This window comes from Paenarthrobacter aurescens (assembly GCF_041549525.1).
GTDB classification, from domain to species: Bacteria; Actinomycetota; Actinomycetes; order Actinomycetales; family Micrococcaceae; genus Arthrobacter; species Arthrobacter aurescens.
The window spans coordinates 1,669,276-1,691,311 of the sequence record NZ_CP157456.1 but is presented as its reverse complement, the minus strand read 5'-3'; the positions used below and the strand labels follow the sequence as shown (position 1 = coordinate 1,691,311).

The window sequence follows — 22,036 nt, the reverse complement described above, 5'->3', positions numbered from 1 at the left end:
CTTTCTGCTACAGCCGGGGTTCCACCCAATCAATGGTGTGGACGTCAGCCACATTCTCGTTATCGGCAGCCAGCGCCACCCGCACGGCGATGCGCCGGCCGGCGATCATGGCCGGCAGCCAGTGTTCGGCATCAGCCCACATTCTGTCCACGGGAAGTGCCGTTACCGGAAACCATGCCGGGGCAATCTCGTCGCTTTCGGAAGGTTCTCCTTCCCAGGTACGGGTCAGGAACACGGTGGTGGCCATGTTCCAGTCCGGCCTGGCCGGAAAAACGAAGTCCACAGTGCCCGCCGGAATCAGGTCCTCAGCAGCCACCACCACGTTGATTTCCTCCATGACCTCCCGGCAGGCAGCCTGTGAAGCCGTCTCGCCCAACTCAACGTGCCCGCCAACGCCCACCACCTTTCCCCTGCCGAAACCTGTCTTCTTGGTTCCGAGCAGGACATGCTCGCCGTCCGCGCCGTCACGGAGGAGGAAGCACAAAGTCACATGGGCTGCAGTCATGCTGCCTACCTTAACCTGATCTCCCCCGTCGCAGCCGCCATTGCTACAGTGAGCCCATGACTGAAGGTGGGGGAAACGGGCAAGCCCAGGCAGCCGCCGTGGACGGCGCCCTGGAAGCGCCAAGCGAGGAACCTGCCAAGGCTGTACAAACAGTTCCCAAAGCAAGGTCTGAGCGGGATACGTGGCTGCCACAATGGCTGGTGGCACACCCGCTCTATGCCGGCTGGGCATGGACCGTGGTGTGGGCGGGGCTGATCGTCCTGGACGAAGTGGTGGACCTGGCCGGATGGACCTGGTACCTGCTGGTCTTCGTTGCCGCCCTTCCCACCCTGATTTCCACGCTGCTGGTGCTCCATGCCACGCCTCGCAGCCATCTCCGCGCAGTGGACTCAACCGTGCTCGGCCATTTCTTTGTTCGGTTCCTCGCACTGATAGCAGCATTCATGGTGTGGGCAGCCTCGGTGGTGATGAGTGCCTCCATCTCCACCACCATCCAGACCGTGATCGGCGATTCCGAGAAGGAAGTCACGGCCCTGGGTTTCAACCTTATGCTGGCCGCAGTTCCGCTGGTTCTCTCCGTCCTGTGGATGGCCTTCATCGTCCGCTGCGCATGGTTCCTGCGGCGATTGCGGGGTTGGCGGCAGGTACCGGTGAAGACGCGCGTACCAAAGAAGTTTCTCCGTGGACGTCCCCGCCTTAAACGCGTGGTGGTAGGACTGGCGCACCCCGGACTCCTGCTGGTTGCCGGACTGGGGACATCCTTGCTGGCAGTATTTGTGGACGCCGTGGAGCTGACGCTGAACGTGCTCGAATAGTTCTGCTGTTAGCCCAGGGCCCGGGGATGTGCTGCTGCATAGACCTCGCGCAACGTGTCCGCAGTGACCAGCGTGTAGACCTGGGTTGTTGTTACCGACGCGTGCCCCAGAAGCTCCTGCACTACCCTCACATCCGCCCCGCCCTCAAGGAGGTGGGTGGCAAAAGAATGACGCAAAGTGTACGGCGAAACATCCTTGGTGATGTTGGCCTTCTCCGCCGCCGTCTTGAGGATGGTCCAGGCGCTCTGCCTGCTGATTCGGCCGCCCCGGGCGTTGAGGAACAGGGCCGGTGATCCTTTCCCCTTGGACGCCAACAGTGGCCTGCCGCGGACAACATAAGCCCCGACGGCGCGGGCACCGTAGGATCCCAAGGGCACCAAACGTTCCTTGGAGCCTTTGCCGAAAAGTCTCACAATTGCGGGTTCATTGCCGCTGTCCTCCAGCGAGACGTCATCAACGTCCAATCCCACGGCCTCGCTGATGCGCGCCCCGGTGGAGTACAGGAATTCAAGCAGTGCGCGGTCCCGCAGGCCGGTGGCGGTATCGGAACCGGCAGCTTCGAGGATGCGCGTTACTTCGTCCACGCTGATCGCTTTGGGCAGCCTTTTACCGGGCATAGGCGGGTGGACATCGCTGGCGGGGTCCGCCGTCGTTGTCCCTTCCAACGCCCAAAACTTATGGAGCCCCCGGACGGCCACCACTGTGCGTGCGGCGGAGCGGACGCCCAAAACAGCGCCGCCGTCAGAGCCGTCGGACAACGCCTGGACGAAGGCGGTCACATGATGGCGTGTAATGCCTTCCGGTTGCTCCACGCTTTGGGCTGCCAGGAAGTTCGAATACCGGGACAGGTCCCGCCGGTATGCAGATAAAGTGTTGGCCGCCAGACCGCGCTCCACGCCCACATGCTGAAGGTAGTCGGTGATGGCCCGATCCACGCCGTTGGCGGTTCGAGTGGCGGCCTCGGGCATGCTCAGCGCTGGCTCGGATGAGCCGGCCACGGTGCGTTGGCGGGGCGAAGGTTGGTGAAGCCATCAGCTTTCGCGGCGGCCGCGGCCAGGATCCCCAACACTGCCGAAGGATTGTGCAGCCGGCCTTCCATCACTGCCTTCACAGCCTCATCCAATGGCACCCAGTGGAGCTCAATCTCAGCTTCCTCATCGGTACGTACATGCCGGTCAGCCAGGGCAACCTCGCTGAGTCCCCGGGCCAGGTAGATTCGGACAGCCTCGCTGGAAGAACCCGGGGAGTTGAAGAAGTCCACAAGAACGTTCCAGGTGGCCGCTACAAGATCGGCTTCCTCAGCCAATTCACGGGCTGCGCCCACCACAAAGTCTTCGCCCTCAACGTCCAGTAGCCCGGCCGGGATCTCCCAGAGATCCATGCCTACAGGATGCCGGTACTGCTTGAGCAACAGGATTTCGCCGTCAACATTCATGGGTAGCACGGCAACGGCACCGGGGTGGTCAATGTAGTCACGGACCAAGGTGTCCGTACCGTCGCTCAGCTGAAACGAGTCGCTGACAACATCCCAAATGCGGCCTTCGTACACCTTGCTGGTAGACAAAAGACGGCGCGGGCTCGGCATGTCCGAAACCTGCCTTGATGTGCGGGGGGTTTCAGAAATACCGGGCATCGCGCCGTCCTTCGTTAGTACTTGCGTCTTACTTGGCAGCCAGGTGTTACTTGGCAGCTACGGTTCGGGCGCCGGTCTTGGTGGCCACGGGGGCACCTTCACGACGCTCCAGGGCAGCCTTGACCAAACCTGCGAACAGCGGGTGAGGGCGTGTGGGGCGGGAGCTGAGCTCCGGGTGCGCCTGCGTTGCCACGTAGTAAGGGTGGACTTCACGGGGAAGCTCCACATATTCCACGAGCTTGCCGTCAGGAGAAGTACCGGAGAACACCAGGCCTTCGGCAGCGATCTGATCGCGGTACTTGTTGTTGACCTCATAGCGGTGGCGGTGGCGTTCGCTGACGGTGGTGGTGCCGTAGGTCTCGGCAATGACCGAACCCTCGTCCAGCTTGGCTTCATAGAGGCCAAGACGCATGGTGCCCCCGAGGTCTCCCTTGCCTTCAACAATGTCCAGCTGCTCTTCCATGGTGGCGATCACCGGGTACTTCGAATCCGGCTCGAACTCGCTGGAAGAAGCACCTTCAAGGCCAACCACGTTACGGGCGTACTCAATGACCATGCACTGCAGGCCAAGGCACAGGCCCAGGACCGGGAGCTTGGTTTCGCGGGCGAACTTCAGTGCGCCCAGCTTGCCTTCAAGGCCGCGGATACCAAAGCCTCCGGGAACGCAGATGGCGTCCACACCGGCCAGGGACTTGGTTGCCCCTGCCAAGGTTTCGCATTCGTCCGAGGGGACCCAACGGATCTTGACCTTGGCCTCGTTGGCGAAACCACCGGCGCGCAGTGCCTCGGTGACCGAGAGGTAGGCGTCCGGGAGGTCGATGTACTTGCCCACCAGGGCAACTTCAACCTCGTGCTTGGGGTTGTGAACAGCCTCGAGCAGCTTGTCCCACTTGCTCCAGTCAACATCCTTGAACGGCAGATCCAGTGCACGGACGATGTAGGAGTCAAGGCCCTGGGAGTGCAGGGTCTTGGGGATGTCGTAAATGCTGGGGGCATCAGCGGCGTTCACCACGGCGTCGATGTCGACGTCGCACATACGGCCGATCTTCTCCCGCATTGCCTCGGGCACTTCACGGTCTGAGCGGATCACGATCGCTTCAGGCTGGATGCCAATGGAGCGGAGGGCAGCCACGGAGTGCTGGGTGGGCTTGGTCTTCAGTTCCTGGGAAGGACCGATGTACGGCACCAGGGAAACGTGCAGGAAGAAGACGTTGTTACGGCCGACATCCTGGCGGACCTGGCGCGCGGATTCAAGGAACGGCTGCGACTCGATGTCGCCCACGGTGCCGCCGATTTCAGTGATGATGACGTCCGGAGCGTTCTTGCCTTCGGCAGGAAGACGCATGCGGCGCTTGATTTCATCAGTGATGTGGGGAATGACCTGGACGGTGTCTCCGAGGTATTCGCCACGACGTTCCTTGGCGATGACCGTGGAGTAGATCTGACCGGTTGTGACATTGGCCGAACCTTCGAGGTTCTCATCAAGGAAGCGCTCGTAGTGTCCGATGTCGAGGTCGGTTTCGGCGCCGTCATCCGTCACGAAAACTTCACCGTGCTGGAAGGGGTTCATCGTGCCCGGATCCACGTTCAGATAGGGATCGAGCTTCTGCATAGTTACAGACAAACCACGTGCCCGCAGCAGGTGACCGAGGCTTGAAGCCGTCAGACCCTTACCGAGCGAGGACGCCACACCACCGGTGACGAAGATGTGTTTGGTCGTCTTGGACGAGCCCGGGAACCGGGAATTTACACGGGAATTTGATCGCTGCACCACGGAATTCGAGCTTATCATCAATTACGCCTTCCAAGCGTCCGTTCGGATTCCCCAAATGGTCAATAGTTGCTCACCGCCGCATTCCAAGCAAGACCCGGGCGGGATTTAGTGCCCTATGTGATGGTGCTCGCATTCACCCGCCCGTCACCCGTGCCCCGTTATCCGTTGCCCGTTTTCCGTTGCCTCAGGCGCGCTGCGGCAGCAGCTTGGCGTCATCGAGCAATTCCTGGGCGTGGGCCTGTGCACTTTCGGAATCCTCTTGACCGGCCAGCATGCGCGCAAGCTCTTTGACCCGCTCCTCCTCGCTGAGCAACTGCACGTCGCTGGAAGTGAAGCCGGTGGTGGTCTTCCCGTCTGAGCCCCGCACCGAAGTTTTGGTCACGCGGATATGTTGATCGGCGAAAGCAGCCACCTGTGGCAAATGCGTCACTACCAGGACCTGGACGTGCCGGGCGAGCATGGCCAGCCTGCGGCCGATCTCCACGGCAGCACGGCCACCTACCCCGGCGTCCACCTCATCGAAAACAAAAGTCGGGACCGGATCCACCGCTGCGAGCACAACTTCGATCGCCAACATGACCCTGGACAATTCACCGCCGGAGGCTCCCTTGCCCAGGGGCCGCGCCGGAGCACCGGAGTGGGGTTGGAGGAGGAAAGCGATCTCATCGGTGCCCCAGGGGCCCAAGGCGCCGCTGCCATCCACCTCGATGACCAAGGTGGCATCGGCCATTGCCAGTGCCTTCAGCTCGGCGCTGACCCGGGCGGACAAATCCTTGGCTGCTTTGAGGCGGGCTTTGGTGATTGCGGCCGCCAGCTTGCCAAGGGTTGCCTCTGCAGAGGCAACCTCGGCATCCAAGGATTCAATGCGGCTTGAGTCGTCCTGCAACTCATCCAATCGGGCCCTGGCCGTAGCGGCCCACTCAAGGACTTCATCAATACTCGGGGCATACTTGCGGATCAGTTTGGCCAGGACTGCCCGGCGCTCTTCGATTTCCGAGAGCCGTTCCGGCCCTTCCGTATCCAGCGCCGCCTGATAACTGGACAACTCAGCGGCAATGTCATTGAGCAGGAACCCCACTTCCGCCAGCCGGGTTGCTGCCTGACGAAGTTCGTCGTCGTGCTCCGCCACATGCTCCAGCGTCCGTTTGGCCGCGTCCACCATGGTGGTGGCGTCGCCGGCATCTCCGAATTCTTCGGCAATAAGCGACTCGTGGGCGGCAGCTGCCGCCAAACGCAGTTCCTCGACGTTGGCAAGCTTCACTGCCTCAGCTTTGAGGGTCTCGTCCTCCCCCGGCTGCGGATCCACCTCATCAATTTCCTTGAGGGCAGCGTCCAGGGACTCAGCCTCCCGCAAACGCTCACGGGCTTCGCTGCGCAGCGTTTCAAGTTCGGACTGGATGGACTTCCAGTGGTTGAACAGCTCCTGGTACTCCCCCAGAGTCTTGGCCAGCGGCGACCCTGCGAACCTGTCCAAAGCATGGCGCTGCGCAGTGGCACTCTTGAGCCGGATCTGGTCCGACTGCCCATGGACCACCACCAGGCTTTCGCCCAACTCGGCCAATACGCCCACAGGCGCCGCACGCCCGCCAACGTAAGCCCGGCTGCGCCCATCGGCACCAACGGTGCGGGCCAGCAGGAGCTCAGCAACGCCGTCGAACTCTTCGGCCTCGCCTCCCGCCTCCTTGGCGCGCTCAACCGCGCTGTGCGCGGGATCAAGCTTCAGCACAGCTTCCGCCGACGCCGATTTGGCACCGCTGCGAACAGCACCTGCGTCCGAGCGGGCACCAAGGAGAAGTCCGACGGCGGTCACCACCATGGTCTTGCCCGCACCGGTCTCGCCGGTAACAACGCTCAGGCCTGGGCCCAGTGGCAGGGCGGCGTCGGTGATGACGCCCAGGTCACGGATTCGGAGTTCTTCGAGCATGGTTCACTTCGCATTCGTGGGATCTGATGACTCACCGGGCCCCTGGTCCTGGGGCATTTCGGAGTCCCGGGGACTGGGCAAAGGAGCCGGTGACAGGGTCCGGATAACAGGGATGGGGCCGGTGTGGACTTCACCGCTCCGAGGAGCAGGGCCGCGCCAGCCGTGAATGGGGAGCTGGAATTTACGGACCAGGCGGGCCGAGAAGGGAGTCCTGTGGGTACGGGCCAGCCGCACCGGGGTAGCAGAGCGCGTCACTTCAACGCGTGCTCCAGGCGGCAGGTCCACGGAGCGTCGGCCATCGCACCAGAGAACCCCAAAGGCATCGGTCCGGTTCATGATCTCAACAGCAAGCTTCGAACGCGGAGACACCACCAGGGGCTTGGCAAAAAGTGCATGTGCACTGATGGGAACAATGACCAAAGCTTCAACCTCCGGCCAGACAACAGGCCCGCCGGAAGAAAAGGCATAGGCCGTGGAACCTGTGGGGGTTGCAAGGACAACGCCATCGCAGCCGAACGAGGTCAACGGACGTTCATCAACTTCGGTGACAACCTCCAACATGCGTTCCCGGTTGGCCTTTTCAATGGCAGCCTCGTTCAACGCCCACGTGTGCCAGATCTTCTGGCCCTTAACCCATACCTGAACATCTATGGTCATGCGTTCTTCCACCGTGTACTGGCGGCTGGCAATCCACTCAACAGTCTGGGCCAAGTCCGCGCGTTCACTTTCGGCGAGGAAACCCACATGCCCGAGGTTGACACCCAGCAACGGGACGTCCACCTCACGGACCAGCTCGGCAGCCCGGAGGATGGTGCCATCGCCACCCAGGACCATCACCAGCTCCACGTCTTCGAGGTTCACGTGATCATTGAGGATCTCAATGGGCGTATCAAGGGCACCAAAAAAACGCTCAACATCGGCGAGTTCGGATTTCTGCAGCACGGGAACCAAACCGGAAGCATGCAGTTGCGTACAGGCATCCCACGCCGCGCGGAGCGATTCCTCCCGCCCTGTGTGGGCAAGGACAAGTACACGCCTGCTCATCGGATCTGCTTTCTAGTGGTTCGGCCAGAGTTTCTTGGTCAACGCAGCAACGTCCTCGTCCCGCTCTTCGATCTTAGGCAACACCGCGGACATCCTGCGCTTCATCCACAGGAAGTATTCAACATTTCCGTCCTGGCCAGGAAGTGGACTGGCCGCCAGGTCCTGAAGTTCAAGGCCGGCATCCACTGCCGCCCGGGCAACCTGGGCCACCGCCCGGCGTCGTTCATTCTCTGAAGAGACCACCCCGGTCCGGCTCAAGCGCTCCTTGCCAACCTCGAACTGAGGCTTGACCATGAGCACCATATCTCCACCGGGCTCGGTGCATTGGGCAAGCGGCCATAGCACCAGGGTCAAGGAAATGAAGGACAGGTCAGCAACGGTCAACCTTGCCGGACCGCCGATCTGCTCCGGCGTCATGTACCGGACGTTGAGGCCCTCATAGACCTCCACTCTGGGGTCATCCCGGAGGCTGGCCACCAGCTGGCCGTGCCCCACGTCCACAGCCACCACATGAGCCGCACCTGCCCGCAACAGGACATCGGTAAAGCCGCCTGTGGAAGCACCCGCGTCCAGGCACCGTTTTCCGGAAACCACGACGTCGGGGAACGCCTTCAGCGCGCCGGCCAGCTTGTGACCGGCGCGGCTGACGTAAATGTCCTCCAGATGCGACTCAACGTCCAACGCCGTGCCGGCGTCCACTTGTTGGGCCGCTTTGACGAGGACATGGCCATCCGAGCTGACCTTGCCGTCACTGATGAGCTTGGCGGCATGGGTACGGGACCTCGCCAACCCGCGGGTGACGAGTTCCTGATCAAGTCTTGGCATGCGTTAGCTATCGCCTTCCGGGCGGGCAGTGCTCCTGGGGGTTGCCGGAAGCCCGGGTTCCGCGTCCAAAGCTTCCAACAGACCATCGTGAACCCGGGCGTACAACTCTCCATGGTCAGGGACAGGGGAACCCGCAACCCCATCCAGCAGGCCCAATGCCTTGTCCACCAAGGGATCCCCGGTGAGGCTCGGCGCTTCAGGCCACCGGACAACCGGGCGTTCCGACTCTGAATGATCCGGCTCAGGCTGCTCCGTTTCAGGGTGCTCCGTTTGATGTGCTGGCCACTCAGGAGGAGTGATCGCAGAATGTTGGGGCTCGGTCATCGCACCAGTCTAGTGATTTCGCCATTCAAGTTGCGGGGCCTGTGCCAGCTCCGTGTCGGGAACCTCTGCCCACCAGGCAGCGCATGCAGCACGCCAGGCGTCAAGGTCACCTTCCCTGCCGGTGACCGTGACGATGCCGTCCACGGCAACCGCCGCGGCGGCACCGCAACGGTACACGCCGTCGTCGTTGGTGATCTCCGGATACGGTGCGTAAAGTCCCTCCAGGTCCGCCAACAGGAAATCAGGACGTTCGTCGGTCCGCGCCGCAAGGATGGAAAAGGTGGTGTCCACCCCGGTAAGGACAGCGGCAGTCGCAAAGCCTGCGCGGTTGCCACCCAGGATGTCCGTGTCCAACCGGTCCCCCACAACCAGTGGACGCTCCGACTGAAGCCGTTTGGCCGCTGCATGGAAGAGAGGCGCTTCGGGCTTGCCGGCCACCAACGGAGTCTTACCGGTGGCAGCCGCCACCGCCGCCACCAGCGTTCCATTCCCTGGTGCGATCCCTCGTGCCTGCGGGATGGACATGTCCGTATTGGTGGCGAACCACATGGCTCCCCCGGCCACCACGTACGATGCCTCGGCCAGATCCTTCCAGCCGATTTCCGGATTGAATCCTTGGACTACCGCCACGGGCGACTCCGCGGCACTGTGCACCGCTTTGAGTCCCACCAACTCGATCTCATGAGCCAACGCCGGACTGCCGGTAATCAGCACATGCGCCCCCGCAGGCAGCATGGAAGCCAGAAGCTCCCCTGCTGCCTGGGAGGAACTGACCACCTGATGGTCCTCCGCCGGAGCGCCGAGCTCACGCAGGTGCGCAGCCACTTGGGCCGGCGTGCGCGAGGCATTATTGGTCACGTAACCCAGGCCGACGCCTACGGTTTCGAGACGCTGCAAGGCCTCCACAGCACCGGGAATGGCGTGTGGTCCTGCATAGACCACTCCATCCAGGTCCGACAGGACAGCATCAAAAGATGAGATCAGTGAATCAGCCATTCCGGGAATCGGTGCCCTCGTCCTCGGTATCTTCGTCTTTTGCCTCTACGTCATCTTCAGCAGAGTCAATGTCCGATTCTGCGTCGTCGGACTCGAAGTAATCCGACTCGGCATCATCAAGCTCAACCTCATCGTGCTCGACGTCAGCGGCTGCCGCTTCAACAATGACCGTTTCCGTTTCAGACTTCACGACGTCGGCGTCCGGCGCCGGCTTCTCGAAGCGCGGCTTACGGGCAGCTGCTTCTTCCTGCTCGTCCCAACCCAGGTCAAGAATCTCAGGCTCGGCAAAGTCACCGACACCCAAGGCGTTCTCAGCAACGAGGGCCTGGCGGGCCCACTTGTCTGCTTCCTCGGTGCGACCCACCGCGCTCAAAGCTTCAGCGTATGCGCGGAAGAGGCGGGGGCTGTAGGAGAAGGCGCGGTTGATGTCCAACTGCGGGATCTCAAGCTCGCTGACCGCAGCATCGAGCTGATTAAGATCTGCACGTGCGCCAGAGGCCACGATAGCGAGCTCAACCTTGCCCGGCGCGTCAAGATCCTGCGCTTCGGGAGAGCGGACCATATCCAGTGCGCGGTCAGGGCGGCCGAGGCCACGCTCACAGTCAGCCATCACCGGCAGATGTACGTTGGAACCACTGATGCGGCGGTAGGTACGGAACTCACGCAACGCCTCACCATAGTGGCCGGCCGCGTAGGCCGTCAGCCCAACCGCTTCGCGAACTGCCGAAAGGCGACCACCGCGGCGGCTGGCAGCAAGGGCGTGCTGGAAAGCCAGCTCGGGCTCAATATCGATCAGACGGCCAGCCATCACCAGGTGCTTGGCGACCCACCCTGCGCTCTGTTCCTCGAGGGTCTTGATCTGATGCCCAGTTGCCCGGTCCAGCTCTTTGCCCGTTACGTCCTCATCAATTTCCGGGGAACGCTCACGGTCAGGACGGTTGGCGCTGCGGATGTCTTTGGCGTTGGGAACCCGTGCCGGACGTTCTTCCCAGGAACCACCGCGCTCACTACGGTCACCCCCGAAGTTCCGCGGTCCGCGCTCGGGACGGTCGCCGAACGGCTTACGGTCACCGAAGGGCTTACGGTCGCGGTCGCCGAACGGCTTACGGTCACCACGGTCGTTGTTGAACGGACGGCGTTCGCCATCGCGTGCCGGACGATCGTTCCGGTCGCCAAAGGGCTTGCGGTCGCGGTCGCCGCCGAAGGAGCGACGGTCGTCATTGTCGCGGCGGGGGCCATCGAAGTTCCGCGGTCCGCGCTCGGGACGGTCACCGAACGGCTTACGGTCACCACGGTCATTGTTGAACGGGCGACGCTCGCCATCGCGTGCCGGACGATCGTTCCGGTCGCCAAAGGGCTTGCGGTCGCGGTCGCCGCCGAAGGAGCGACGGTCGTCATTGTCGCGGCGGGGGCCATCGAAGTTCCGCGGTCCGCGCTCGGGACGGTCACCGAACGGCTTACGGTCACCACGGTCATTGTTGAACGGGCGACGCTCGCCGTCGCGTGCCGGACGATCGTTCCGGTCGCCAAAGGGCTTGCGGTCGCGGTCGCCGCCGAAAGAGCGACGGTCGTCATTCTCGCGGCGGGGGCCATCGAAGTTCCGCGGTCCGCGCTCGGGACGGTCACCGAACGGCTTACGGTCACCACGGTCATTGTTGAACGGGCGACGCTCGCCATCGCGTGCCGGACGATCATTACGATCATTGTTGAAGGGGCGACGCTCGCCGTCGCGTGCCGGACGGTCACTACCGTCACGGTTCTCCCTGGAACGGAAACCACGAGGGTCTCCACCGGAATTGTTGTTGGGGCGGTACGAACCGCGGTCGTCCCGGTTCCCGCCGAAGTTTCCGCGATTGCCGCCGCGATTGCCGCCGTTGTGCTCAGCCATGGTGGATTCCTCCTGTTGCGAGCCGACCACTGGCGCGTGCGTAGTCGCTCATAACCCTTATTTCGTTGTCACGCCGCCGGCAGCGCTCAGCCACCGACTCGTATATCTCATTCAATTCTATTCGACCCCGACACACCCACCGAACGCCGGAGACAGCTTTCGTGCAACCCGTGGCAAGTCTCACAAGTCCACGGCATCCCAAACTATGTGGTGTTTGGTGGTTAAAGCAGAAGGGCCCCGACCTGGTGGTCGGGGCCTTTCTGTAATGGTTGTCCGGCGGTGTCCTACTCTCCCACACCCTCCCGGGTGCAGTACCATCGGCGCTGTGGGTCTTAGCTTCCGGGTTCGGAATGGGACCGGGCGTTTCCCCCACGCTATGACCGCCGTAACTCTGTTACCCGACCCCGTGGGGTGGGAAATCTTTGGGTTACAACTGTGGTGTTGTTTCAACTGTGGTGTTGTTATTCAGTTGTTGGTTCCTGGAACATTGGTTGTTGTTCGGGAACCACATAGTGGACGCGTGCAGTGTGTTGTGTGGTGTAAGTTGTTGGCCTATTAGTACCGGTCAGCTTCACGAGTCTTTAGTCCTCGCTTCCACATCCGGCCTATCAACCCAGTGGTCTGGCTGGGGGCCTCTCACACATAATGTGTATGGAAATCTCATCTTGAAGCGAGCTTCCCGCTTAGATGCTTTCAGCGGTTATCCCATCCGAACGTAGCTAATCAGCGATGCACTTGGCAGTACAACTGACACACCAGAGGTTCGTCCGTCCCGGTCCTCTCGTACTAAGGACAGCCCTTCTCAAATTTCCTGCGCGCGCAGCGGATAGGGACCGAACTGTCTCACGACGTTCTAAACCCAGCTCGCGTACCGCTTTAATGGGCGAACAGCCCAACCCTTGGGACCTACTCCAGCCCCAGGATGCGACGAGCCGACATCGAGGTGCCAAACCATGCCGTCGATATGGACTCTTGGGCAAGATCAGCCTGTTATCCCCGAGGTACCTTTTATCCGTTGAGCGACGGCCATTCCACAATGTACCGCCGGATCACTAGTCCCGACTTTCGTCCCTGCTTGAGATGTCTCTCTCACAGTCAAGCTCCCTTGTGCACTTACACTCGACACCTGATTGCCAACCAGGCTGAGGGAACCTTTGGGCGCCTCCGTTACTTTTTAGGAGGCAACCGCCCCAGTTAAACTACCCATCAGGCACTGTCCCTGACCCGGATCACGGGCCGAAGTTAGATGTCCAAAGTGACCAGAGTGGTATTTCAACGATGACTCCACCCGAACTGGCGTCCGGGTTTCAACGTCTCCCACCTATCCTACACAAGCCACTCCGAACACCAATACCAAACTATAGTAAAGGTCTCGGGGTCTTTCCGTCCTGCTGCGCGTAACGAGCATCTTTACTCGTACTGCAATTTCGCCGAGTTTATGGTTGAGACAGCGGGGAAGTCGTTACTCCATTCGTGCAGGTCGGAACTTACCCGACAAGGAATTTCGCTACCTTAGGATGGTTATAGTTACCACCGCCGTTTACTGGGGCTTAAATTCTCAGCTTCGCCCGTAAGGGCTAACCGGTCCTCTTAACCTTCCAGCACCGGGCAGGAGTCAGTCCGTATACATCGTCTTGCGACTTCGCACGGACCTGTGTTTTTAGTAAACAGTCGCTTCCCCCTGGTCTCTGCGGCCCACACCCGCTCACGGAGAGCAAGTCTCCATCACGGGGCAGGCCCCCCTTCTCCCGAAGTTACGGGGGCATTTTGCCGAGTTCCTTAACCATAATTCTCTCGATCGCCTTGGTATTCTCTACCTGATCACCTGTGTCGGTTTGGGGTACGGGCGGCTAAAACCTCGCGTCGATGCTTTTCTTGGCAGCATAGGATCACCGGATCCCCCCAAACGGGGGTCCCATCAGATCTCAGGATCGTGCTCGAAGCACACAGGAACGGATTTGCCTATCCCTGACCCTACATCCTTAGACCGGGGCAACCATCGCCCGGCCCGGCTACCTTCCTGCGTCACACCTGTTAATACGCTTACCTCCCGGGATCAGGTCCCGCGCTCGGCCAAAACCCACACACCACAAGGGTGGGCGGGCAGGCTCCGGGCGGTTAGTATCCCCCGCTTGGCATGGGCGGTTTTTCGCCGGTACGGGAATATCAACCCGTTGTCCATCGACTACGCCTGTCGGCCTCGCCTTAGGTCCCGACTTACCCAGGGCAGATTAGCTTGACCCTGGAACCCTTGATCATTCGGCGGACGGGTTTCTCACCCGTCTTTCGCTACTCATGCCTGCATTCTCACTCGTGTAGGCTCCACCGCTGGTTTCCACCGCGACTTCACTGCCCACACGACGCTCCCCTACCACTCCACACCCCTGAACCACGAAGGCTAGGGCATTATGTGAAATCCACAACTTCGGCGGTGTACTTGAGCCCCGCTACATTGTCGGCGCGGAATCACTTGACCAGTGAGCTATTACGCACTCTTTCAAGGATGGCTGCTTCTAAGCCAACCTCCTGGTTGTCTTCGCAACTCCACATCCTTTCCCACTTAGCACACGCTTAGGGGCCTTAGTTGGTGGTCTGGGCTGTTTCCCTCTCGACTATGAAGCTTATCCCCCACAGTCTCACTGCTGCGCTCTGACTTACCGGCATTCGGAGTTTGGCTGACGTCAGTAACCTTGTAGGGCCCATCGGCCATCCAGTAGCTCTACCTCCGGCAAGAAACACGCAACGCTGCACCTAAATGCATTTCGGGGAGAACCAGCTATCACGGAGTTTGATTGGCCTTTCACCCCTACCCACAGCTCATCCCCTCCATTTTCAACTGAAGTGGGTTCGGTCCTCCACGACGTCTTACCGTCGCTTCAACCTGGCCATGGGTAGATCACTCCGCTTCGGGTCTAGATCACGCCACTACACTCGCCCTATTCAGACTCGCTTTCGCTACGGCTACCCCACACGGGTTAACCTCGCGACGTAACACTAACTCGCAGGCTCATTCTTCAAAAGGCACGCCGTCACAGTTACTTGTGATTACTCACGACTGCTCCGACGGATTGTAAGCACACGGTTTCAGGTACTGTTTCACTCCCCTCCCGGGGTACTTTTCACCTTTCCCTCACGGTACTGGTCCGCTATCGGTCATTAGGAAGTATTTAGGCTTATCAGGTGGTCCTGACAGATTCGCACGGGATTTCTCGGGCCCCGTGCTACTTGGGATACTCCCCAGGCCGTGCACAACATTACGGTTACGGGGCTCACACCCTCTCTGGCCGGCCTTTCAAGACCGTTCACCTATGCCTGCACCTCACCTCACTGGTCCGGCAGAACCAGAACGGAAAGTCCCACAACCCCGCCCATGCAACGCCCGCCGGCTATCACACATGGAAACGGTTTAGCCTGATCCGCGTTCGCTCGCCACTACTAACGGAATCACTATTGTTTTCTCTTCCTGCGGGTACTGAGATGTTTCACTTCCCCGCGTTCCCCCCACGCACCCTATGTGTTCAGATGCGGGTCACACAATCACCATGACAGCGTTGTGCGGGGTTTCCCCATTCGGACATCCTGGGATCAACGCTCGGTTATCAACTCCCCCAGGCTTATCGCAGATTCCTACGTCCTTCTTCGGCTCCTAATGCCAAGGCATCCACCGTGTGCCCTTAAAAACTTGACCACACAAGATCAAAAACTTACTCGAGAGAACCATGACCACAAGGGCCAGGTTCATTCATAAGAAATTGCTGTAGAAACACACACCAAAAAGGCGTGTGTTTCAGATGCTCGCGTCCACTATGTAGTTCTCAAACAACAACCCCGTCAACCACACCCCCAACCACCACAACCACCCCAACAAAAGGAGTAGCCGCTCAACGGTGACCAGAGGAACCGGCCGCAGGAACAAAAGAAACACCAGAAGTGCCCCCATGCATTGCTGCAAAAAGGTCCTGTTGCCTCAGGACCCAACAGTGCGCCAAACACAACCCCCACAAACCACGCCCCGGCAGCGTTCCACACAACCCACACCCCCACCAAAGCAGGAACACAGGAAGCCGTACTAACACCAGGACACAACCAGGAAAGGCCATGCCAAAGAAACTTTGATTTGTTGATATTCCACCCATGAGCACCCACCGCAGAACAGACGCCTGCGCAATGGGCAACACTGACAACCACCACCACACCCATACAGGCACAGCAACCAGTTGTTAGCAGCTCCTTAGAAAGGAGGTGATCCAGCCGCACCTTCCGGTACGGCTACCTTGTTACGACTTAGTCCCAATCGCCGGTCCCACCTTCGACGGCTCCCCCCACAAGGGTTAGGCCACCGGCTTCGGGTGTTACCAACTTTCGTGACTTGACGGGCGGTGTGTACAAGGCCCGGGAACGTATTCACCGCAGCGTTGCTGATCTGCGATTACTAGCGACTCCGACTTCATGGGGTCGAGTTGCAGACCCCAATCCGAACTGAGACCGGCTTTTTGGGATTAGCTCCACCTCACAGTATCGCAACCCTTTGTACCGGCCATTGTAGCATGCGTGAAGCCCAAGACATAAGGGGCATGATGATTTGACGTCGTCCCCACCTTCCTCCGAGTTGACCCCGGCAGTCTCCTATGAGTCCCCGCCATAACGCGCTGGCAACATAGAACGAGGGTTGCGCTCGTTGCGGGACTTAACCCAACATCTCACGACACGAGCTGACGACAACCATGCACCACCTGTAAACCGACCGCAAGCGGGGCACCTGTTTCCAGGTCTTTCCGGTTCATGTCAAGCCTTGGTAAGGTTCTTCGCGTTGCATCGAATTAATCCGCATGCTCCGCCGCTTGTGCGGGCCCCCGTCAATTCCTTTGAGTTTTAGCCTTGCGGCCGTACTCCCCAGGCGGGGCACTTAATGCGTTAGCTACGGCGCGGAAAACGTGGAATGTCCCCCACACCTAGTGCCCAACGTTTACGGCATGGACTACCAGGGTATCTAATCCTGTTCGCTCCCCATGCTTTCGCTCCTCAGCGTCAGTTACAGCCCAGAGACCTGCCTTCGCCATCGGTGTTCCTCCTGATATCTGCGCATTTCACCGCTACACCAGGAATTCCAGTCTCCCCTACTGCACTCTAGTCTGCCCGTACCCACTGCAGAACCGGAGTTGAGCCCCGGTCTTTCACAGCAGACGCGACAAACCGCCTACGAGCTCTTTACGCCCAATAATTCCGGATAACGCTTGCGCCCTACGTATTACCGCGGCTGCTGGCACGTAGTTAGCCGGCGCTTCTTCTGCAGGTACCGTCACTTTCGCTTCTTCCCTACTGAAAGAGGTTTACAACCCGAAGGCCGTCATCCCTCACGCGGCGTCGCTGCATCAGGCTTGCGCCCATTGTGCAATATTCCCCACTGCTGCCTCCCGTAGGAGTCTGGGCCGTGTCTCAGTCCCAGTGTGGCCGGTCACCCTCTCAGGCCGGCTACCCGTCGTCGCCTTGGTAGGCCATTACCCCACCAACAAGCTGATAGGCCGCGAGTCCATCCAAAACCACAAAAAGCTTTCCACCACCATGACATGCGCCAGATGGTCATATCCGGTATTAGACCCAGTTTCCCAGGCTTATCCCAGAGTCAAGGGCAGGTTACTCACGTGTTACTCACCCGTTCGCCACTAATCCCCCAGCAAGCTGGGATCATCGTTCGACTTGCATGTGTTAAGCACGCCGCCAGCGTTCATCCTGAGCCAGGATCAAACTCTCCGTTGAAGTAAAACAAATCAAACAGACACAACCACACCCACCGGAAATAACGGCAAGACACGGCTGCACAAAATTCGAAACCAGCTGAAAACCAGACCACCACACACGGGGGTGCGCGACAATCCGGCCATAATTTCAACCAATCAATAAAACAATCGGCATCAACAAACTTGGCACACTATTGAGTTCTCAAACAACAGACACACCCGGCACCAACCAGAACCCTCACAGGTCCCGGAATCGCTCCGGAGCAACTTTTCAAACTTACCCGAACCAGCCGCACAAAGCAAACCAGAACCCGGGCCTCCCACACCACCCAGCAGCGCACAAAAGCACCACCGAAACCGGCGAATTTGAAAGGGAGTCGGTCGCTATCTTTCCGCATCAGCGGCGGCGACTCGAATAACTTTACACGCGCCCAACCCCCACACCAAATCCACCCCAACACCACCCAAAACCCCCGCAAACACACGGCAAACAACCCCACCAACACCCCAAAACCCGCCAAACACCCAACAACCAACCCACGTGAAGCCCATCACACCACCAACAACCCCACCCAACCCCAACACCACCAGCCCCCGAACCCAAAGCCAACCACCGCCGTCGAACATCAAGACCTAACAACCAACCCACTGCCGTTAAACAGAACCGCTCCCCCACAAAAGTGAGAGAGCGTCCGGCAAAAACCCGAGGGATCTGAAAGACGGTCCGGTAAAAACCCAGGGGAAGTGAGAGAGCGTCGGAAGGAGGAGGGAGGCGGGTTGAGTCCATGGCTCTGCGGAAAAGCCGGGCTCAAAGACAGAAACGACCACCCATTTACAAAAAGCCCCCTCAACAACGGAAAGGACCGGCACCCGTGAAGGTGCCGGCCCTTTCGGAACCGAAGTGTAAAGAGTGCCTAGGCCGAGACCTCAATAGTGGCCAGGTTCTTCTTGCCGCGCCGAAGGAGCAAGTAGCGCCCGTGGAGCAGTTCATCCTGAGCAATAACGGCATCGGGATCAGAGACCTTGGTGTTGTTCACATAGGCACCGCCCTCGCCAACCGTTCGGCGTGCTGCCGACTTGCTGTCCGAGAGACCGGAAGCGACCAGGAGGTCAATGATGCCCAGGCCCTCGGCATTGACGGTGGCGGAAGGAAGCTCGGCAGTGGCTGCTTCCAAAGTGCGCTCGTCCAGTACTGAGAGATCGCCGTTGCCGAAAAGCGCAGCCGAAGCGGCGATGACTTTCTCGGTGGCCTCGACGCCGTGCACCAAAGAAGTCACTTCGAAGGCGAGTTTCTTTTGGCCCTCACGGGCAAACGGGCGCTCCTGCACGGACTGGCCGAGTGCTTCGACTTCGGCGCGGGAGAGGAAGGTGAACACCTTGAGGCGGTCAACCACATCAGCGTCGGCCGTGTTCAACCAGAACTGGTAGAACGTGTACGGGCTGCACATGTCCGGGTCCAGCCAGATGGCATTGCCTTCGCTCTTACCAAACTTGGTTCCGTCGGAGTTGGTGATGAGCGGCGTACCCAGAGCATGGACGCTCTTGCCTTCCACCTTGCGGATGAGTTCCGTTCCACTGGTGAGGTTGCCCCACTGGTCCGAACCACCGGTCTGCAACGCACAGCCGTAATCGCGGAAGAGCTGAAGGTAGTCCATGCCCTGCAGGATCTGGTAGCTGAACTCCGTGTAACTGATGCCCTCATCGGAGTTCAGGCGCGAGGCCACAGCATCCTTACGGAGCATGGTGCCTACGCGGAAGTGCTTACCGATTTCGCGGAGGAAGTCGATGGCGCTCAGCGGAGCGGTCCAGTCGAGGTTGTTCACCATGCGCGCAGGGTTTTCGCCCTCAAAGCTCAGGAAGCGGCGCACCTGGCCCTGAAGGTAGCCAACCCATTCCGCAACGGTGTCCTTGGTGTTCAAGGTGCGTTCCGCCGTGGGGCGGGGGTCACCGATCAGGCCCGTGGATCCTCCCACCAATCCGAGCGGCTTGTGACCGGCCAACTGCAGACGACGCATCACCAACAACTGCACCAGGTTGCCCAAGTGCAGCGATGGCGCGGTGGGATCGAAGCCACAGTAATACGTGATCGGGTCCCCGGCGAGCAGCTTTTCCAGTTCAGTTTCATCAGTGGAAACGTGGACAAGGCCGCGCCATTTGAGCTCCTGCCAGACGTTGGCAAAGGCGGGATCGTTGTGCTGGGACTCGAGGTTGTTTACGTGTGACACGAGATCTAAGTTAGCACCGGTTGCAGGGTCCGCTTTTCCTAGCGCTCAATGCCGGCCGGTACCGGTGCAGCTGCTATGAGGCGCAGACGTTGCGTGGCTCGGGTCATGGCAACGTAGAGATCGCCCACCTTACCGTGCTCATGGTTCAGCATGGCGGCCGGTTCCAAGACCACAACGCCGTCGAATTCCAGGCCCTTGGCTTCCTTGGGACTGATCACCACAATGTCCTGCTGGTAGCTGCCCGCGCCGCTGCCAATGCGGCGCCCGTAGACCTCCCGCAGCGCGGCGGTGGCCTGAGGCAGCAAAGGACCGTCGGCAATGACGGCCAGCAGGCCGCCGTCGATCGCTTCGACTTCCTCCGGCAGGACTTCAACCAAGCGCTTGATGATTCCATCAGCCTCCACGTGGTCCACAATCGGCGACCACTTGCCTTCACGGACGGCCTTGGGAGCCGAGACAACCAGGCCCGCGCGGTTGGCCATGCGCACAGCAGCTTCGGCTATCTGCGAGGGCGTGCGGTAGTTGACGGTGAGTTCTTCCAGGGTCCAGCGGTCACCGAACGACGGCGCCAGGGCACTTTGCCAGGAATTGGCGCCGGCTGCTGCACTTGTTTGGGCGATATCGCCCACAATGGTGAAGGACTTCAGCGGGCAGCGCCGAACCAGGAGCCGCCACTGCATGGGAGAGAGTTCCTGGGCTTCGTCAACCACAATGTGCCCAAAGGCCCACGACCGGTCGCTCGTAGCGCGTTCGGCAGCAGTGAGCCGGCCCTCGCGTTCCTGGTTCTGCTCGGCAAGTTCTTCCGCAGTTACCAAAACGTCCACGCCCATGGCTTCCATGTTGGCAAGGGTCTGCTTGGCGTTGGCGAGATCACGGGCACGGTCCGCCTCCTGCTGGGCCAGTCCCCTGCCTGCGGCCGGATCCAGCTCACCCAGCAACTCGGCAGCCTCGTCCAGCAACGGAACGTCCGCTTCCGTCCACGGTGCATCCACCGGACGTTGCAGCAAAGCGCGCTGTTCAGGGGTCAGGTGAGGCGTGCAGGCTTCGAGGATGGCCGGCTTGCTGAAGAGCTCGGAAATGAGCTTCTCAGGAGTCATCGGCATCCAGCAGAGGTTAAGCGCAATGCGCACATCCCGGGCGGATCGGACGTCTTCTGCCAGGTAGGCGCGATCGGCGTTGTTGCCGATGTTGCCCTCTTCCACCAGGTCCGTGAGCTGTTCGGTGAGCTCGCGCAGAAGGATCTTGACGAACGTGAGCCGTGCTTCGTTATGGGGCTTTCCTGTGGCACGGGCCTTTTCCCTGGCTCGGCGCACCTGGCGGACGGTCAGTGTCAGTTTCCGCGAATCAACCTCGAGGATACGGTCTTCCGCAGGTGTCCGCTGGCGGTTGGCTACGGCGTTTGCCACCACGGTGGCCATATCCAGCTTGCCCTTGAGCGCGGCAACATCCGCGTCTTCCTCGGGAATGGCGTGGATGCCGGGCATGAGGCGTCCAAGGCTGGCCATGACCACGCCGGTCTCACCCAGCGACGGCAGCACTCGTTCGATGTAATGCATGAACGAGGACGAGGGCCCAACGAGCAGGACGCCGGCGCTCTTGAGCCGTTCCCTGTGCGTGTACAACAGGTAGGCGGCGCGGTGCAGGGCCACGGCAGTCTTGCCCGTTCCGGGACCGCCTTGGACTACCAACGCCCCCGAAATGGAAGAACGGATGATCCTGTCCTGTTCGGACTGGATGGTGCCAACAATGTCAGACATACGTCCGGTGCGCTTGGAATTGAGCGCCGCCAGCAAGGCCCCTTCACCCTGGAGGGAGTCGTTGTCCGCGAGCATCCCGGCGTCCAGGACATCGTCTTCAATCGCTTTCACATCGCGCCCTTGAAGGATCAGGTGGCGGCGACGTCTGACGCCTTGGCGGTCGAACGCGGTGGCCTGGTAAAAGTGCCCGGCTTCCGGGGCGCGCCAGTCAACCATGAGCCGCTGCAGATCGGCTGTGGAAAGCCCGATGCGGCCAATGTACTGGGCTTCACCGGAGTCAAGATCCAGGCGTCCGAAGACCAAGCGGTCATCGACGGCGTCGAGCTGGGCCAGGCGGTCTTCGTACAGCGCTGCGAAGGCGTCCCGCTCCGAGACGTTCTGCATGGTTCCCACCGCGCCGGCCTTGCGCACCTGCGCCAGCTGAGCGCGTTTTTCAGCGCGCAACTCATCGAGCCGGGCGTAAAGCCCGGCAACATATTCCTGCTCGTGGACCAAATCAGCGTCGTGCATCGAACCGTAACCCCTATCGCAAAAGACAGACCGTCCATTCTACAGCGATTTTGGTAAACGTGGGGGGTACGGTGAGCG

Annotated in this window: 13 protein-coding genes and 3 rRNA genes; 1 reads left to right on the top strand and 15 read right to left on the bottom strand. The window is 60.4% G+C overall.

What is annotated here, in order from left to right; all coding sequences use genetic code 11:
* Positions 1-7: 7 nt before the first annotated feature.
* On the bottom strand, positions 8-505 hold the full coding sequence (locus tag ABI796_RS07865; protein WP_141284700.1) for an 8-oxo-dGTP diphosphatase: 498 nt from the start codon (positions 503-505) through the stop codon (positions 8-10).
* A gap of 56 nt (positions 506-561) precedes the next feature.
* Here ABI796_RS07865 and ABI796_RS07860 point away from each other — a divergent pair, with 56 nt between their 5' ends.
* Positions 562-1,320, top strand: coding sequence for a hypothetical protein (locus ABI796_RS07860; protein ID WP_141284698.1), 759 nt, complete (start codon positions 562-564; stop codon positions 1,318-1,320).
* 8 nt (positions 1,321-1,328) lie between these two features.
* On the opposite strand, the gene xerD is transcribed toward ABI796_RS07860, so the two are convergent.
* The 14 genes from xerD to ABI796_RS07790 form a co-directional block, all read right to left on the bottom strand.
* Positions 1,329-2,288: a site-specific tyrosine recombinase XerD gene (xerD, locus tag ABI796_RS07855; RefSeq protein ID WP_141284845.1), complete on the bottom strand. Its 960-nt coding sequence runs from the start codon at positions 2,286-2,288 to the stop codon at positions 1,329-1,331.
* Between the two features lie 2 nt (positions 2,289-2,290).
* Complete coding sequence (locus tag ABI796_RS07850) at positions 2,291-2,953, bottom strand: NUDIX domain-containing protein (protein ID WP_141284696.1); 663 nt, start codon at positions 2,951-2,953, stop codon at positions 2,291-2,293.
* Between the two features lie 46 nt (positions 2,954-2,999).
* A complete protein-coding gene (locus ABI796_RS07845) occupies positions 3,000-4,745 on the bottom strand; it encodes a CTP synthase (protein ID WP_141284694.1) in 1,746 nt (581 codons plus the stop codon).
* A 166-nt stretch (positions 4,746-4,911) separates the two neighbouring features.
* Positions 4,912-6,651: a DNA repair protein RecN gene (recN, locus tag ABI796_RS07840; protein ID WP_141284692.1), complete on the bottom strand. Its 1,740-nt coding sequence runs from the start codon at positions 6,649-6,651 to the stop codon at positions 4,912-4,914.
* Between the two features lie 3 nt (positions 6,652-6,654).
* Entirely contained in the window at positions 6,655-7,695 is a 1,041-nt protein-coding gene (locus ABI796_RS07835) for an NAD kinase (protein ID WP_141284690.1), read from the bottom strand.
* A gap of 12 nt (positions 7,696-7,707) precedes the next feature.
* Positions 7,708-8,520: a TlyA family RNA methyltransferase gene (locus ABI796_RS07830; RefSeq protein WP_141284688.1), complete on the bottom strand. Its 813-nt coding sequence runs from the start codon at positions 8,518-8,520 to the stop codon at positions 7,708-7,710.
* Between the two features lie 3 nt (positions 8,521-8,523).
* The gene (locus ABI796_RS07825; RefSeq protein ID WP_246095847.1) at positions 8,524-8,844 is read right to left on the bottom strand and encodes a hypothetical protein; all 321 of its coding nucleotides are present in this window, start codon (positions 8,842-8,844) and stop codon (positions 8,524-8,526) included.
* 9 nt (positions 8,845-8,853) lie between these two features.
* The gene (locus ABI796_RS07820; protein WP_141284686.1) at positions 8,854-9,840 is read right to left on the bottom strand and encodes an HAD-IIA family hydrolase; all 987 of its coding nucleotides are present in this window, start codon (positions 9,838-9,840) and stop codon (positions 8,854-8,856) included.
* A complete protein-coding gene (locus ABI796_RS07815) occupies positions 9,833-11,728 on the bottom strand; it encodes a hypothetical protein (RefSeq protein ID WP_344762685.1) in 1,896 nt (631 codons plus the stop codon). The genes ABI796_RS07820 and ABI796_RS07815 overlap by 8 nt, the downstream gene beginning before the upstream one ends.
* A gap of 271 nt (positions 11,729-11,999) precedes the next feature.
* A 5S ribosomal RNA gene (gene rrf, locus ABI796_RS07810) occupies positions 12,000-12,116 on the bottom strand.
* A gap of 146 nt (positions 12,117-12,262) precedes the next feature.
* Positions 12,263-15,416 (bottom strand): 23S ribosomal RNA (locus ABI796_RS07805).
* 547 nt (positions 15,417-15,963) lie between these two features.
* Positions 15,964-17,485 (bottom strand): 16S ribosomal RNA (locus ABI796_RS07800).
* Together the 16S, 23S and 5S rRNA genes form the textbook arrangement of a ribosomal RNA operon.
* Positions 17,486-18,380: 895 nt before the next feature.
* On the bottom strand, positions 18,381-19,691 hold the full coding sequence (tyrS, locus tag ABI796_RS07795) for a tyrosine--tRNA ligase (protein ID WP_141283865.1): 1,311 nt from the start codon (positions 19,689-19,691) through the stop codon (positions 18,381-18,383).
* Between the two features lie 38 nt (positions 19,692-19,729).
* On the bottom strand, positions 19,730-21,958 hold the full coding sequence (locus tag ABI796_RS07790) for an ATP-binding domain-containing protein (protein WP_141283866.1): 2,229 nt from the start codon (positions 21,956-21,958) through the stop codon (positions 19,730-19,732).
* Positions 21,959-22,036 lie beyond the last annotated feature (78 nt).